Origin of the sequence: Chitinophaga sp. YR627 (assembly GCF_900114995.1) — a bacterium.
Lineage (GTDB): Bacteria > Bacteroidota > Bacteroidia > Chitinophagales > Chitinophagaceae > Chitinophaga.
In genome coordinates, this window is record NZ_FOUX01000004.1 from 569,184 (window position 1) to 585,690 (window position 16,507).

Here is a 16,507-nt window from a genome sequence, read left to right on the forward strand (position 1 = left end):
AGGAAATAGTAGTTGAATGTGATGAAGATACTGTGATCAGTTGCTGGAATATGCCGGCTGACTGTCATCAATATTGGCAGCCTGAGGAGGCTCCCCGGTCATAGAAGTAACCTGCTGAATGAAAACCTCATTGATAGAAGGCAGGATCTCCTGGAAGGAAGTGATCGGCACATTATGACGGATGAAATGATCCAGGATATCATTGTTAGTGCTGCCCTCGGTAAGTTTCACCGTATAGGCAAGCTGCTCCTGTTTGATGATGGAAAAGTGATGGGTAGCCACTTGTGCGAAGTTGGGCATCACACCAAAACCAATACGGAACAGGTGTTGTTTGAAGTCCTGCTTGATCTGTTTTACCTCTCCATCCAGTAATTTCTTACCCTGGTTGACCAGCACGATGCGATCACAGATCTCTTCTACCTGCTCCATCCTATGGGTGGAAAAGATGATAGTAGTACCATTCTTACTGAGGTCAAAGATTTCCTGCTTGATAAGATTTGCGTTGATGGGGTCCAGACCGGAGAATGGCTCATCGAGTATAAGCAGATCCGGACTATGCATGATCGTAGAAATAAACTGCACCTTCTGCTGCATCCCTTTACTCAGCTCCTCTACCTTTTTGTTGTACCAGCTGTTGATCTCAAACTTATCGAACCAATATTTGATCTTATCTTTTGCGTCCCGCTCTGACATGCCTTTCAGCTGCGCCAGGTACAGGGCCTGTTCACCCACTTTCATTTTCTTGTATAATCCCCTCTCTTCCGGCATATAGCCAATAGAATGAATATCCGTCTGTGGATCGAACGGACGCCCATTAAAAAGTATCTCCCCTTTATCCGGATAAAAAATACCAGTGATCATACGCAGCAGCGTAGTCTTACCAGCGCCGTTGGGGCCCAGCAATCCGAATATGCTTCCTTTGGGAATAGAAAAGCTGATATCGTCTACAGCCTTATGGGTGGCATAGTGCTTATACAGGTGTTTTATCTCTATGAGGTTCATAGATTAAATGTAAAAAAATTATATGGGATTTCTCACCCAAATATCTCTCCTACAGCCAGGGCATAAGCCGCTCCGATACTGATAGCGACACTACCTATATACAGCGAACTCCTGTCCACCTTATCGATCTTATTGTTGGCCACAATAAAAGAGCGGTGTACTCTTGTAAATTGTGCCGGGGGCAATAATGCCAGGGCTTCCTGCATAGACAAGCGCGACAGGATACGCTTGTCTTTTAAAACAAAGTTGATATAGTTGCCGGCACTTTCAAGGTAAAGGATATCATCCAGCATCACTTTATACTGCTCATATCCGCTTTTAAGCATGATATGAGCAGGCACATCTGATTTTGAACGCTGGCCGATTAACACCTGCAAAGCTTTGGCCTTATTGCAGGCTTTCAGAAAACGTTCAAAGGAAAATGGTTTGAGCAGATAATCCAGCGCATCCAGTTCAAAACTCTGTACCGCATGCTCAGAGTAAGCGGTGGTAAAGATCACCATGGGTGCACCGGGTAAGGTAGCCATCAGCTCCAGACCGGAAATATCCGGCATACGGATATCCAGGAACAACAGGTCGACCTTTTCCTTTTGCAGATATTCTAATGCTTCAAAAGGATCAGTAAAATACCCTTTGATATCCAGAAAAGGTACCTGCGCCGCATGAGTACGTATTACTGATAATGCGACCTGCTCATCATCTATTGCGATAGCGGTTAATGTCATACGATCTGAATAGTAAGATGTACAAAATATTCTGTGGTCGTTTCACGGATACTCAGTTCATGCTTACGTGGATAGAGTAACGCCAGACGCTGCCGTACATTCTGCAAACCGATTCCCATACTGTCATTCTCTATTTCACTTGCTCTGCTGGCATGAACAGTATTATATACATCAAAGTAGATCTTTTCCGGTGTACAGGATAATGACATGGTGATACGTGACTTGTTGCGGGAACTGATACCATGTTTAAACGCATTTTCTAAAAACGGGATGAGCAGCATTGGCGCAATTTCATGATCACAATGTGTATCATCAATATTGACCTCTATACCGATATCAGAAGAGCCCTGTGTACGTAAACGCTGTAAAGCGATATAGTTCTCCAGGTAGGCAATTTCTTTTGAGAGGGAAATACGCTCCTGCATGTTATCATGTAACATAAAGCGCATCATGTCTCCCAGCTTTTGTATACCCTCACTGGTAGCAGGTGCTTTTTCTGTCAGTGCAGTACCATATAAAGTATTGAGGGCATTGAAGAGGAAATGCGGGTTGATCTGCCAGCGGAGGAAGTCCAGTCCGGTTTCAGACTGATCCAATGCTTTGCGCAGACCCAGTATCGTATCACTACGTGACTGACGCACATAAAAGATCCAGTATGACAATGGCAGTACAACCATTATTGTACCTGCGAATAATGCCAGGCAACTGAGAATAGCATCTTTGGGAGGATGCGGTATCATTATCAACAGGAACACCGGTGACAATGCAAATATCATGAAGTAAACAAAAGCAGGATCTCTGACCAGCAGACGGCGATCCCGATGCAAATGATAATGCGGTAGCAGACGGTACTGTGAAACGAAATACACGACACTATAATAAAATCCGATCAGACTAAATACGGCAAACTTCGTGATGTTATTACCGGGAGTGATTAAAGAAAATAGTACGATCAGCAACAGTATAACGATCGCTTCAGTTCTTATCTGTATAAACCAGGGTTTACTGACAGCCTTAGCATGTAACTGCTGAAAGTAAAGTCGCTTGGCCCCATAATATAAAGCGTACAGTGTTACATAGAATATTGTAATGATAAAAGCTGATTTTGCACAATGCATATGCACTCCCTTACGTGTACTGTACACGCCAAATAGGTATCCGTTATACCATGTAGAAGCCGTCATTATAACCACAAATACTGCCCCGCAAGTCGCAATCAGCAACAAAGTGCCTATTTTCCAGCTCCCCTGCTCATAGAACGATGGCATGATCCAGCTGTTGATACCTACAAAAGCGAGATACACAATTGTAATGTGCGCCAGTAATGGTAACAGGTAATGTTTATAATAGTCAAATACCTGATCGTACCTGGCGAACTTATAACCATATTCATGTTGTAGTTCAAATACGTTGTAGCTAACACTCTTATATAAAAGAGCGAACAGGATCAACAGGAAGATCGCTGTAGCAACACCAAGTTCTATTTTTCTGAGCTGGTTCATAAGGATAAAATCTTTCAGCAATGATAGTTATCCCTTCCACACTTTTTGGAAAAGTGTGATAAAACGGATATTACCTGTGATAGAAAGCTATAATACGCTCTGCTACACGTTCTCCGTCCATTGCTGCTGACACGATACCACCTGCATAACCGGCGCCTTCCCCACAGGGATAAAGGCCGCTGATCTGCGGATGCATCAGTGTTTCGTCTTCACGCGGAATACGTACAGGAGAGGATGTGCGGGATTCAGTAGCTACCAGTATAGCGTCTGCTGTGTAATATCCTTTCATCTTACGGCCAAAAGCCTTGAAGGCTTCTGCCAGCCGGGAGTGCACACTAACAGGAAGGACATCACGGAGATTGGTGCTGTTTACACCAGGTAAATAAGAGCAGGAAGGTAAAGTTGTGGAAACCTTACTGTGGACAAAATCCGTCATTCGTTGAGCGGGCGCTACAAATTGTCCACCGCCAGCAGTAAAGGCTGTACGTTCTACCATCTGTTGATAGTACATAGCGGCCAGCGGACCTTTATCAGCAAAGATCTGGAAATCAGTTTCATCTACGGTCACCACCATGCCTGAATTGGCATAGGGGTTATCACGTCTGGATGGTGACCATCCATTGACTACCAGTTCTCCCGGATCTGTTGAAGCAGGCGCAATGATACCACCTGGACACATACAGAAAGAAAAAACACCACGTCCTTCTACCTGTTCCACAAGACTATAACTGGCAGGAGGCAGATGCTCATTCCTGGTAGGACAATGATATTGTACGCTGTCGATAAATGACTGTGGATGTTCCACGCGTACCCCAAGGGCAAAAGGCTTTGCAGTGATCAGTATGTTCTTCTCATGCAGCAGGTGGAAGATATCACGGGCAGAGTGACCAGTAGCAAGGATGATCTGGCCGGCTTCGAATGTTTGTCCGCTGGCAGTCTTCACCCCTGTTACCTGATTATTGGCTGTCAATATATCAGTCACCTTTTGTCCGAATAACACCTGTCCGCCACTGTTGACAATCTGCTCCCGCATAGCCACTATGATCTGAGGTAACTTATTGGTACCTATATGTGGATGCGCATCATACATGATCTTTTCCGTAGCACCGAAGTGTACAAAGATGCTGAGTATGCGGTTGATGTCACCACGCTTATTGGAGCGGGTATATAACTTACCATCAGAGTATGTACCGGCGCCACCTTCACCGAAACAATAATTGGACTCCGGATTGACAACACCAGTCTTATTGAGTGCAGCAAGATCTCTTCTTCTCTCACGCACATCCTTACCCCGCTCAAGCACAATAGGTCTGATACCTGCTTCTACAAGGCGCAAAGCGGCAAACAGACCTGCTGGTCCGGCTCCTATAACGATGGCCTGTGGCGCGTTTGCAGGCAGCGTATCATATATCGGTATGATGCGTTCTCTTTCCTGAAAGGGTTCATTGACAAACACCTTGATGGTGAGCATGAAGTAAGCCTGGCGGGAACGTGCGTCTATAGAGCGTTTGAGCAAATGGAAGCCTGTAATGGCGGATGGTTTAACACCGAGGGCGGCCGCAGCTTCAGTGATAATGCTGGTATCAGAACCTGCCTGAGATGGCAGCAATTTGAGCGAGAGTTGTTGTATCATACTGAGGATTGGTTAGGTAGTTATCCCAACAATTGAAAACGGATACCCGTATTTCAGGTATCCGTTCTCAGTTATTTTGTTAATGAGTTGTTATTCTCAGAGCAATTAGAATGGTAAATCGTCTGCCTGACCGCCACCGGAAGAAATCTCCTGAGAAGCGTTGTAATTTGGCATTGCATCAGTCGTAGGACCGCCAGCAACAACAGATTCCATGCGCCATGCGTCCAGATTTGTAATGTAGTTCACTCTGCCGTCTTTTTCCCAACGTGTACCTTTGATATTGAAGTATACCTTCACTGTTTCACCCTCGTTGAAGCGATCTACAATTGCAGTTCTGTCCTGTACTGCCTGGAACTTGATGTAGTTATTTATAACGCGGCCATTGATATCATCGGATTTTTCGATAACGAACTCCCTGGTTTTAAAGGTTTCGCTACGCTGCATCGTATTGTATTTCACAATCAGTTTTCCGGTTATTTCAAAACTCATATAAAAATTTTTAGCTGTTCAGAGGGCCAAAGATAGGTTTTTTAGCAGCAATCCGATACAATAAAATTTAAAACAGGCAGTTATAAACAGGGGCACGTCAACGCACGGGCGCGTATATAATAATTTTGCATGGTATTTGCTAACCTAAAGGACATTTTTTTAAATGCAATTACTAACATAGTTTTGCACCCCCGCGATGAAATTATCAACATTCCGGAAGATCAGAAAGCAATCACAAAAGGTGATTTAAAGAGCGCTTGAATTTACGTACAATAGTATTTTATCAGTTAGTACACATATCTATGACAAACAAGTTAATGTCAACAGGAAAAGCCTGTCTATCAAAGCAGTGCAGTACTGGCTTTTATCATATTATAAAAGCAAAAAAACAAGCGCTTAAAATAGAATAAAAACAGCAAAAAAAAACAGGCGACAAACTGTTATCAGTGAAATAAAAACAAGGGGAGATAAATTTTTTTTTTCAACATTTTCTACTGATATTCGTCGTCCTGTCTGAAAATCTATCAACCCCCCACGTTGGTTAGATTTACAATTCGAGAACAATCCTTAATTTAAGAACAACATTAATTTACATTAGCTCAATGAATAAAACTTGCGAACAAGTTTGGGAAAGGTGTCTTAATATAATTAGGGATATTGTGGAATGGCAACCATTTAAAACCTGGTTCGAACCGATTAAACCCATCCAACTTGAAAACAATGTTTTAACCATTCAGGTACCAAGCCAATTCTTTTACGAATACCTTGAAGAACATTATGTGGGACTATTGGGTAAGACAATCAAACGCGAACTAGGAAAAGACGCAAGGCTTGAGTATCGTATTGTAGTGGAAAACGGCACACCTCATCAGCATCCAAAAACCGTAAACATGCCAGGGCAGTTTACCAAAAGTAAGAAGGACAGCGAAGTAGATTTTCCGTTAACTATACAGAATCCTGTAAAGAATCCGTTTGTAATACCAGGAATCAAACGCGTACAAATCGATTCACAGCTGAATCCTCACTACACGTTCGAATCTTATATAGAAGGTGATTGCAACCGCGTAGCTCGCAGGGCAGGTAAAACTGTGTCTGAAAAACCAGGAGGAACTTCCTTTAACCCACTGGTAATATATGGCGCTGTAGGTCTTGGTAAAACACACCTTGCACAAGCGATCGGTAATGAGGTTAAACGTATACATCCGAATAAAGCGGTGTTATATGTGAGCGCAGAAAAATTCATCAATCAGTTCATCGATCACTCGAAGAATAGTATCATCAATGACTTTATTCACTTCTATCAGTTAATTGATGTATTGATCGTAGATGATATACAATTTTTTGCGCGTGCAGAAAAAACTCAGGATGCATTCTTTGCTATCTTCAACCACCTGCATCAATCCGGTAAGCAACTGATCTTAACTTCAGATAAACCACCTAAAGACCTCGATGGTTTGCAGGAAAGATTACTGAGCCGTTTCCGCTGGGGACTCAGTGCCGACATGCAAATGCCGGACTTCGAAACACGTATGGAAATCCTTGAGATGAAAATGCGTAACGATGGTCTGGAAATGCCAAAAGAAGTAGTAAAATATGTTGCCTATAATATTCAGAGCAACGTACGTGAACTGGAAGGCGCTTTGATCTCTCTCCTCGCTCAATCTTCTCTTAACAGAAAAGAAATTGACCTGGAACTGGCGAAACGTGTACTGAAATCTTTTGTCAAAACTTCATCAAAGGAAATCACCATCGAAAGCATCCAGAAAATGGTATGCGAATACTTCGATGTACCTTATGATAAGCTGCTGCAGAAAACACGTAAACGTGAAATTGTACAGGCCAGACAAATCACCATGTACCTGGCGAAATCTTTTACCAAGAATTCACTGAAAACTATCGGCGAACATTTTGGCGGACGTGACCACACTACCGTGATCCACTCCTGCCAGACTGTAAAAGACCTGATGGATACAGATAACGCATTTCGCGATAATGTCATTGAACTGCAACAGAAAGTTCAGCTGGCAGCCATGTAAGATGCCCCCTATACAATCAAGCTCTTTGTCCCGGGTAACTCACCCGGGACTTTTTATTTCCCGCTGCTTAACAATTTCATAATTCACGGCAGATACAGCAGTTCATAACAACTAATAACTTTGTGCCACTGTACAATATGCCACAAGAAGGTCAACACACTTTATGGAGTGCTATCAGGAAAGGCGATGAAACCGCCTTCCGCCAGCTATTCGAAGAATGCTGGGAGCCCCTGTTCACCTATGCCAGTCGTATCACCATCGACCACTCTCTGGCCCAGGATAGCGTACAAAGTCTCTTTATACATATCTGGGAGAAACGTGACAGCCTTCCCGATGTTACTGCCATCCTGCCATATCTGCGCAGCGCACTTAAAAACAGATTGCTCAATGCCCTCCGTGATGAACATGTCTATCAGAAACACGTAGATCTCTTCACACAGGTCATCGATACCAATTCCCCTTCTTCCGCAGAACCGTTACACCTCAAAGAAACAGAACAACAGTTATTACAATCCATCAACCGCCTCCCAGGCAAAATGAAAGACGTCTTCTATCTGCACCGCATAGAAGATCTCTCCGTTGCCGAGATCGCCTGTAAACTGGGCACCTCTCCACAAACAATAAGAAACCAGATCAGTACAGCCATGCAACGCTTAAAAGCGATCGTCGGTTAACGACCCGACAACTAATTAGTTATCCTTATCACATACACTTCAATCAATTGTTGATGATATGATCGCTATACGATTGGTTATTAGTATAGTTATCACGCTATCTTTCACCACACATTTTTCCTTCCTATATTAGTTTTACACCCGCACACTATCACATCACAAACAGCTTAATCGCTGAAGCTTAACTACTTCCCAACGTTACCAAATTGTTAAGCCAACTTTCCCGATAGTTATTCCATTCATAACCCGTGTCTTACTATCAAACCACAGAACAGTTTGGACAAAGGGACATTATTATTATTACTTGAAAAATTCCGGCAAGGGGCCTGCTCTCCCGAAGAAGAAGCCCTGCTGTACAAATGGCTGGATGCACTGGATGCTGAAGACACCCTGCCGGCATTATCTGCTGATGAAATGCAAACGATCAAAATGAACATGCAGGAGCAGATATGGCCGAAGACTGTCAACCGCTACCGTCGTATAGGATTGCGCATCGCCAGAGTAGCCGCCGTAATAGTCCCCCTTGTTATCTCCGGATACTTCGTACAAAGGTTCTTTAATCGTAACCATCGCTTAGCGCCCGCGGGCCTGGCATGGCAGACAGTGAAAAATAACAGTGGACAATTACAGAAAATCGTATTACCGGATCAATCAGTTGCTGTAGTAGGTCCTTACAGCACCATCGAATATCCTGCGCATTTTCCTGCTGACGCAAGACCCGTAAAAATAAGAGAAGGAAAAGCCTTCTTCGACGTCGTTAAAGATACACGTCCATTCAGCGTAGAAGATAACAGCGGTGTCCGCACTACTGTACTCGGTACCTCCTTCACGGTAGAAGCCAGCAAAAGCATGCACATCTCACGGATAGCAGTCGCTACCGGTAAAGTACAGGTAGAACAAAAAGGCTTTGCCACTGCAGTCCTGGGACCATCGCAACGACTTACATTCCGTGAACGATCAATTGAAAAAGACAGTATCGCAGCAACAGATCTCCTCGCGTGGACAAAAGGAGAGATCATTCTGCGCAACGCAACCTTGCAGGAGTTATTACTGACCATAAAAAACCAATACGGCATTACAGCCACCACAGCATTGAATACAGACCAGGGCAATTACAATTTACACATCCCTGCTACAATGACCTTGCAGGAAGTCCTGGACATTGTGGAGAAAATCAGTTACAGACCAAAAATTCAATTTACAATGCAAGACAAACAACTTATAATCAATTAAGAATTAAAAATTAAGTATTAAGAATTGTATTCCCGATTAGCATCAACAATTGAAAATGATTGCTGAAGATGCCGAAAGAAAATTTAAATCATACATTCTTAGGAATCATAACAAAGGCATCGTCCACTCGTCAGACTAACCAATTCTTAATTTTTAATTGCTAATTCTTAATTCCTCTATAGGCCGTCCTTTTAAAAAGGACCTGACATGCTATTGCCTTTACCTTAATACAGACATATATGCAAAAAGACAAACTACATTTCTCTTCACGACTTCGCTCAGTATTCCTCACGGGACTGTCGATGCTCGTGCTGGCATCTACCGCCTTTGCCCTGCCAACAGGTTCTCAGGCATTACAGAAAATACTCCAACGTTTCCAGGTGAAACAAGGTAGCCTCTCCGCTGCCCTGAAACAACTGGAATCAACCGCTCAGATCAGCCTCGCTTATGACGAAGCTGCTCTCCGGAAAATGCAGGTACACGCAGAAACTTATCAGAAAAAATCTGTTATCAGTATCCTGCAGGATCTGTTAAGTCAGTCCTCTCTGAAATTCGAAGAAAAATATAATACCGTATTGATCTATGACAGCGCTGCTGCTCCGGCTATCAGCATTACTACTATGCAGGCGCAGGAAAAAGTAACCCTGATCGGTTCCGTATCTGATAAGAACGGTCCATTGATCGGTGCTACTGTCATGGTAAAAGGAACGAACAACGGTACCGGTACAGATGCTGCTGGTCAGTTTAAACTGTCGGTTGCGCAACCAGTAAACAACGTCGTACTGGTTGTAAGCATGATCGGTTTTAAAACACAGGAGATCATTGTTGGTAGTCAGCACAGCTTTCAGATCGTGCTGGTTGAAAACAGCCTTAACCTGAACCAGCTGGTAGTAGTAGGTTACGGTACGCAGCGTAAAAGCACCGTATCCGGCGCTATTGCTGACGTACAGCTGGATAAACTGAACTCACGTTCCCTCGGTGATGCAAACGAAGCTCTACAGGGTAAAGCGCCGGGCGTAACCGTTCAGAACAATGGTGGTGATCCAACCTCTTCCCCAAAAGTATACATCCGTGGTATGGGTGGTATCAACGGTGAATCTGCACTGACAATCGTAGATGGTTCCATCTACACTGGTGGTCCGATCAACCCGAATGATATCGAATCCATCAACGTACTGAAAGATGCGGCTGCCGCTATCTATGGCGCAAGAGCTTCTGGTGGTGTGATCCTCATTACCACTAAAAAAGGTAAAGAAGGTGCTGCAAGCGTAACCCTCGATGCGAAGATGGGCTGGCAGTATGCTGCCAAAAAACTGGATGTGCTGACAGCAAAACAATTCGCTGATGTAGAAAACATCGCTTATGCTGCTGCTGGTACGCCACTGGCTGACGCATTCAACGCTACTAAATATCCTGATGGTCAGATCACCCGTACTGACTGGCAGGACGAGATCTTCCGTACCGGTAAGATCAACGATTATAACGTAAACGTAAAGGGTGGTACCGATAAAGGCAGATATTACATGGGCTTCGGTTACCGTCGTAACGAAGGTATCCTGCTGAATACACAGGCTGAGCGTTATACTTTCCGTATGAACTCCGATGCAATGGTAAAACCATGGCTGAAAGTAGGTGAGAATCTCTCCTTCACCTATACCAACGGTAACGGTGCAAATACCACCAGCCCTTATACTGGTGCGATCTTCACGGCACTGGGTTACCCTCGTCATATCGCACCACGTACCCCTACCGGTGCATTCAGTGGTATGCCTGTTGATTATGCTGGTTCTTATGGTGACCTGGCCAACCCGGTTGCGATCCTTGAAAGAATGGATAACAAAACGCCAACTACCAACATCAATATCAACCCATACGCTGAGATCTATTTCACCAAAGATCTCGTGTTCCGTTCCAACTTCGCTTTCACAAGATCACTGACTGATCAGAAATCATTCTCTACGCGTGCACTGGAAATCGGTAAGATCAACACCAGCAACGGACTCTCTGAATCAGTAAACAATGGTACTAACCTGCTGGCTGAACAGACGCTTACCTACACCAAAACTTTCAACGGCGTACACAACGTTAACGCAGTAGCTGGTTATACTTATCAGCACGACGATTACACCTACCTTTTTGTATCTGCCAGCAACTTCGGCGATGAAAGAGATGTATACCGTTACTTCGATAACGCCGGCACATGGGCAAAACCATCCAGCGGCAGATCACAGACAGCTGTAGAATCATTCCTGGGTCGTGTGAACTATGACTACAAAGGCAAATACCTGTTCACCGTACTCGGTCGTCGCGATGGTAGCTCCCTCGTAGCTCCGCAGAACCGTTACCAGAACTACTACTCCGTATCTGGTGGTTGGGTACTGACACAGGAAGATTTCATTCCTCAAAGCTCCGTACTGAGCTTCGCGAAACTGCGTGCAAGCTATGGTGTACTGGGTAACCTGGGTAGCTTACCTGCTAACGCGATCAACATCAACCTGAAATCAGTAAATATCTATACCGGCGCGAATGGTACGCTGACAACCGGTCTGGCTGAAGACGCGCTGTCTAACCCAAACCTGACATGGGCTGATTCCCGTCAGATCAACTTCGGTACTGACCTCGCTTTCTTCAAAAATAGCCTGTCCGTTACTGCTGACTACTTCATCAAAACTACCGAGAACATGATCCTCCAGGTAGACCCGCCAAGTACTGCAGGTGTTAGCACCGGTATGTACAAGAACATGGGTAAAGCCCGTGATAATGGTATCGAACTCGGTATCAACTATAACGGTCGTGCAGGTAAAGAATTCACTTATGGTATCGGTGCTACATTGACCAAAGTGAACAACAAACTGCTGGAACTGGAAGATGGCAGAAACGAAGTAGTCTCTTCTTCCAACATCAACGTACGTAGTACGCTGAACCCGATCGTAACCCGTGTAGGCAATCAGATCTATGCGTATAATGTGATCAAGACTGCTGGTATCTTCCAGACACAGGCAGAAGTTGACAACTATAAAAACAAAGATGGTCAGCTGATCCAGCCAAATGCAAAACCAGGCGACCGTAAATTCATCGACAGAGACGGTAACGGTACCATCAACAACAACGACAGAGAGATCGTAGGAAGTCCATTCCCTTCTTTCTCTTATGGTTTTAGTCTGAATGCTGCCTATAAAGGATTCGATGTGAACGTATTCGCACAGGGCGTACAGGGTAACAAACTGTTCAACGCACTGAAATACACTAACATGAACGCCAGCATCGGTACTAACTACAACATGCTGACCGGCATCCTGGATGCATGGACGCCAACTCATACCAACACAGATGTAACCCGTATCATCTCTACTGATAAAAACGGTAACTACGGTAACACCTCAGACTGGTATATCGAAAACGGTTCTTACCTGCGTATCAAAAACATCACCCTGGGTTATACACTGCCTGCACTGCTGACTAACCGTGCACACATAGGTGCTGTAAGACTGTACTTAACAGCAACTAACCTGTTCACCATCACTAAATACAAAGGATACGATCCGGAAGTAGGTATGGACGAATTAGGTATCGATAAAGGCCGTTACCCACAGGCTAAAAATGTTCTGATTGGTCTGAACGTTAATTTCTAATCAACACAAACTGACGATTACAATGAAGCAACTCATAAAAAATATCACCCTCTCCCTCGCAGGTATTTCCCTGCTGGCGGCTTGTAACAAAAAGCTGGATATTACACCGGAAGGTGCGCCTACCTCCGGTAACTTCTGGCAGACAGAAGGCGATGCTATCTCCGGCGCTAACGCGATGTACAACCTGTTTGACGATGAAAACTTCTATGGCCGTGGCTACTGGTGGTTTATCAATGCCAGCGATGATATGGTGACTGGTCGTGTAAAAGCAGAAGGCGATAACATCAAGAACTTTAACAGCAACTTTATCGGTGGTTCTTATACAGAAGGACAATGGAAGATGAGATATATCGTGATCAAACGTGCGAACGATGTGATCATGCACGTACCTTCTATCCCAATGGACGCCAAACTGAAAAACCGTATCCTGGGTGAAGCATACTTCCTCAGCGGTCTGATGTACTACGAACTGGCATATACTTACGGTGATGCCCGTGCCGGTGTACCTATCGTAAAACGTGACAGTCTGACTGGTGACAAACCCATTCCCCGTTCCGCTAACGTAAACATGGTATATGACTATGTTGAACAGGAACTGAAACAGGCGGCTGCGCTCCTGCCTTATTTTGATACCTATTCTTCTGATATATATGGCCGTCCGCATAAAACAGCAGCTTTCGCTTTCCTGAGCAAAATGTTCCTGTACAAAAAGGACTATGCAAATGCAGAAAGATATGCTGACTCTGTAATTTTGAGTGGTAAACACAAACTGCTGGACAACTTTGCGGATGTATTCACCATCGCTAACAACTGGAGCAGCGAATATATCTGGTCAGTATACTCCAATTCACAGGGCCCGGGCGGCTGGGGTAGTATCCTGCCAGGCGTAATGCTGGAGAACAAAGGCTGGGGTAAATACAATGGCTGGGGATATTATATGCCAACCAAAGAACTGTATGATTCTTACGAAGAAGGCGATATCAGAAGAGAAGCAACGATCCTGAAACCAGGTGACCATGTTAAGTTCTATGGAGAAGATATCACCTATTCTTCTACCAACAGTTTATCTGGCTACCAGTTCCGTAAATACATGGAACCATTCTCTTATCCTGCAGGTCAGCACCTGAGCCCTAACGGCGACCATCCTACCACTGATCTGAACCTGCCACTGCTGCGTTACGCAGAAATACTGCTGATCAAAGCGGAAGCTGAACTGGCACAAGGCAAGAACGCAGATAAAGAGATCAACATGATCAGACATCGTGCTGGTCTGAAAGACGTCACCGGCGCTACTATGGCCGAACTGAAAAAACAACGTCGTTCAGAACTGGCAGGCGAATGGGCTAACCGTCACTACGACCTGGTACGCTGGGGAGATGCACAGGCCGCATACGCTAAACCATTACACGGTGTTGGTGGTGCTGAGATCTGGCCTGCACGTACTTTCAATCCTGCTATCCACAACGTATGGCCTGTGCCAAGAAGTGAAGTAACCAGTAGCGGTGGAGTAGTAAAACAGAATGGCGGCTGGGAATAATCTCCTGACGACTTAAAGAATACATGAATTACGAATTGCGGACTACGGATCATGATCCACCGGTAGCTAAAATTACCGGTGAATGCAGAAAACGTAATCTGTAATTCGTAATTTGCTTTTTATAATATATTGAAATACAGTAATGCTTAGATCCTCATTTCTTTCTCTCTCTCTGCTCGCCGCGATGACAGCCGGCGCGCAGACCCGCAACTATGCATCGATCAATGCACATTCGCATAATGACTATGAACATCCTATTCCGTTCCTGACGGCCTATTTCCGTCATTACGGCTCAATAGAAGCAGATGTTTTTGAACGTAACGGCCAGCTGTTCACCGCCCATACCGAAGAAGCGATCCGTCCGGAACGTACACTGGAAAAACTGTACCTGAACCCTTTGCGGGAGCAGATCAAAAAGAATGGCGGTACTGCTTATAAAGACAGTAAGGATACTTTACAGCTGATGATCGATTTCAAGACCACCGGCGTACCTACTATAAAAGCACTCATAAAGATCCTGGACCGTTATCCGGATATCACAAAGAATCCGACTGTAGTAGTTACCATCAGTGGCGACCAACCAGAACTGGCACTATGGGCACAATATCCTGACTATATTCATTTCGACGGAAAACGTGGATTCACCTACACCGCTGCACAGGAAAAACGCATTCCGATGTACAGTGTAGACATCAAACAATTTACCAACTGGAATGGTAAAGGAGTGATCGTAAAAGAAGAAAGAGCAAAAATTCAGCAATGGGTCGATAGCGTACACCAGGCTGGTAAAAAAGTGCGTTTCTGGGGCATGGCTGATAATGTGAATACCTGGAAAACCCAGATGAATATGGGCGCCGATTATCTCGGTACCGACCTCGTGGAAGATATGGCCACCTTCCTGAGCAACAGACAAAATCTTGAATACAACGGCACAGCCGCTCCTCATACACTGTACAATGCCCGTTATGTGAACAACGACAGCATGGGCAAAGTGACCAATGTTATTCTCCTGATAGGCGACGGTATGGGCCTTGCGCAGATCTATGCAGGTTTCACCGCTAACCATGGTCAGCTGAATCTGCTGCAGATGAAGAATATCGGTTTCTCTAAAACCTACTCTTCTGACAGCTACATCACTGACTCGGCAGCAGGTGGTACTGCAATGGCGAGTGGCAAAAAGACCAATAATCGTTACGTAGGTGTAGACGCTACCGCTGTCCGCATCCCTGCTATTCCTGATATCATCGCACCAAAAGGATATAACAGTGCCCTCATCAGTGCCGGCGATATCACAGATGCTACTCCAGCCGCCTTCTACGGACATGTTCCTGAAAGAAGTATGGAAGATTCTATCGCTGCTAATTTCCTTACCAGTCCGGTAAGCATTATGATCGGTGGTGGTGCAAAACACTTCAATCAGCGTAAGGATGGTAAAGACCTGCCTAAATTGTTGCAGGACAAAGGTTATACCTTCAGTACCAATCTCGATGAACTGAACAATATCCAGTCTGATAAATACCTGGTCCTGGACAGTCGCGCAGAACGCTCCATGCTGACCGGAAGAGGGGAATTCCTGACACAGTCACTGGAAAAATCCATCGCTTCCCTGCGTAAACAAAACAAGGGCTTCTTTATTATGGCCGAAGGCGCACAGATCGATTATGGTGGTCATGCGAACATTGTGCCTTACGTAGCCACTGAAATGATGGACTTTGATAAAGCAATTGGCGCTGCTATGAAATTTGCAGATGAAGATGGTCATACACTGGTGATTGTAACAGCAGACCACGAAACAGGTGGCTTATCTCTACTGGATGGTAATATCTCTAAGGGTTATGTAGACGGTCATTTCAGTACCAATGATCATAGTGCGGTAATGGTGCCTGTATTTGCCTATGGTCCTCACTCACTGGATTTCAGAGGGGTATATGAGAATACGGAGATCTTTGCAAAGATCATTGCACTGCTGCAGTAATACCAGGAAGAAGTTGTAACTAGCTGATAGTTCTCTTACATATCATCTGACTATACTCATCTTACGCTC

At 44.6% G+C, this 16,507-nt stretch carries 11 protein-coding genes; 6 read left to right on the forward strand and 5 right to left on the reverse strand.

Annotation, left to right across the window (positions count from 1 at the left end; all coding sequences use genetic code 11):
- Positions 1-36: 36 nt before the first annotated feature.
- From BMZ72_RS22875 to BMZ72_RS22895, 5 genes are all read right to left on the reverse strand, one after another.
- Entirely contained in the window at positions 37-1,002 is a 966-nt protein-coding gene (locus BMZ72_RS22875; RefSeq protein WP_089812021.1) for an ABC transporter ATP-binding protein, read from the reverse strand.
- 32 nt (positions 1,003-1,034) lie between these two features.
- Complete coding sequence (locus BMZ72_RS22880; protein ID WP_089812022.1) at positions 1,035-1,727, reverse strand: LytR/AlgR family response regulator transcription factor; 693 nt, start codon at positions 1,725-1,727, stop codon at positions 1,035-1,037.
- Positions 1,724-3,229: a sensor histidine kinase gene (locus BMZ72_RS22885; protein WP_089812023.1), complete on the reverse strand. Its 1,506-nt coding sequence runs from the start codon at positions 3,227-3,229 to the stop codon at positions 1,724-1,726. Before BMZ72_RS22885 ends, BMZ72_RS22880 begins: the two co-directional genes overlap by 4 nt.
- Positions 3,230-3,299: 70 nt before the next feature.
- Entirely contained in the window at positions 3,300-4,862 is a 1,563-nt protein-coding gene (locus tag BMZ72_RS22890) for an NAD(P)/FAD-dependent oxidoreductase (protein ID WP_089812024.1), read from the reverse strand.
- Between the two features lie 105 nt (positions 4,863-4,967).
- Positions 4,968-5,351: a DUF3127 domain-containing protein gene (locus BMZ72_RS22895; protein WP_089812025.1), complete on the reverse strand. Its 384-nt coding sequence runs from the start codon at positions 5,349-5,351 to the stop codon at positions 4,968-4,970.
- A gap of 602 nt (positions 5,352-5,953) precedes the next feature.
- Between BMZ72_RS22895 and dnaA the strand changes: the two genes are divergently transcribed.
- The 6 genes from dnaA to BMZ72_RS22925 all read left to right on the forward strand — a co-directional run bounded on the left by dnaA (position 5,954) and on the right by BMZ72_RS22925 (position 16,438).
- The gene (gene dnaA, locus BMZ72_RS22900) at positions 5,954-7,387 is read left to right on the forward strand and encodes a chromosomal replication initiator protein DnaA (protein WP_012787686.1); all 1,434 of its coding nucleotides are present in this window, start codon (positions 5,954-5,956) and stop codon (positions 7,385-7,387) included.
- A gap of 137 nt (positions 7,388-7,524) precedes the next feature.
- Positions 7,525-8,061, forward strand: a complete 537-nt coding sequence (locus BMZ72_RS22905; protein WP_089812026.1) for an RNA polymerase sigma factor — start codon at positions 7,525-7,527, stop codon at positions 8,059-8,061.
- A 276-nt stretch (positions 8,062-8,337) separates the two neighbouring features.
- Positions 8,338-9,294, forward strand: coding sequence for a FecR family protein (locus BMZ72_RS22910; protein WP_089812027.1), 957 nt, complete (start codon positions 8,338-8,340; stop codon positions 9,292-9,294).
- A gap of 239 nt (positions 9,295-9,533) precedes the next feature.
- Positions 9,534-12,926 carry a SusC/RagA family TonB-linked outer membrane protein gene (locus tag BMZ72_RS22915; RefSeq protein ID WP_089812028.1) on the forward strand — a complete coding sequence of 1,131 codons (3,393 nt, stop codon included), beginning with the start codon at positions 9,534-9,536 and terminating at the stop codon, positions 12,924-12,926.
- Between the two features lie 22 nt (positions 12,927-12,948).
- Positions 12,949-14,463: a RagB/SusD family nutrient uptake outer membrane protein gene (locus BMZ72_RS22920; RefSeq protein WP_089812029.1), complete on the forward strand. Its 1,515-nt coding sequence runs from the start codon at positions 12,949-12,951 to the stop codon at positions 14,461-14,463.
- 142 nt (positions 14,464-14,605) lie between these two features.
- Entirely contained in the window at positions 14,606-16,438 is a 1,833-nt protein-coding gene (locus tag BMZ72_RS22925; protein ID WP_089812030.1) for an alkaline phosphatase, read from the forward strand.
- The last annotated feature ends 69 nt before the right edge of the window (positions 16,439-16,507 follow it).

What these genes read in the sequence shown, in the direction of transcription:
- BMZ72_RS22925 (WP_089812030.1), top strand. Translation starts at nt 14,606, where the DNA reads ATGCTTAGATCCTCATTTCTTTCTCTCTCTCTGCTCGCCGCGATGACA.
- BMZ72_RS22880 (WP_089812022.1), bottom strand. Translation starts at nt 1,727, where the DNA reads ATGACATTAACCGCTATCGCAATAGATGATGAGCAGGTCGCATTATCA.
- dnaA (WP_012787686.1), top strand. Translation starts at nt 5,954, where the DNA reads ATGAATAAAACTTGCGAACAAGTTTGGGAAAGGTGTCTTAATATAATT.
- BMZ72_RS22895 (WP_089812025.1), bottom strand. Translation starts at nt 5,351, where the DNA reads ATGAGTTTTGAAATAACCGGAAAACTGATTGTGAAATACAATACGATG.
- BMZ72_RS22920 (WP_089812029.1), top strand. Translation starts at nt 12,949, where the DNA reads ATGAAGCAACTCATAAAAAATATCACCCTCTCCCTCGCAGGTATTTCC.
- BMZ72_RS22890 (WP_089812024.1), bottom strand. Translation starts at nt 4,862, where the DNA reads ATGATACAACAACTCTCGCTCAAATTGCTGCCATCTCAGGCAGGTTCT.
- BMZ72_RS22905 (WP_089812026.1), top strand. Translation starts at nt 7,525, where the DNA reads ATGCCACAAGAAGGTCAACACACTTTATGGAGTGCTATCAGGAAAGGC.
- BMZ72_RS22875 (WP_089812021.1), bottom strand. Translation starts at nt 1,002, where the DNA reads ATGAACCTCATAGAGATAAAACACCTGTATAAGCACTATGCCACCCAT.
- BMZ72_RS22915 (WP_089812028.1), top strand. Translation starts at nt 9,534, where the DNA reads ATGCAAAAAGACAAACTACATTTCTCTTCACGACTTCGCTCAGTATTC.
- BMZ72_RS22885 (WP_089812023.1), bottom strand. Translation starts at nt 3,229, where the DNA reads ATGAACCAGCTCAGAAAAATAGAACTTGGTGTTGCTACAGCGATCTTC.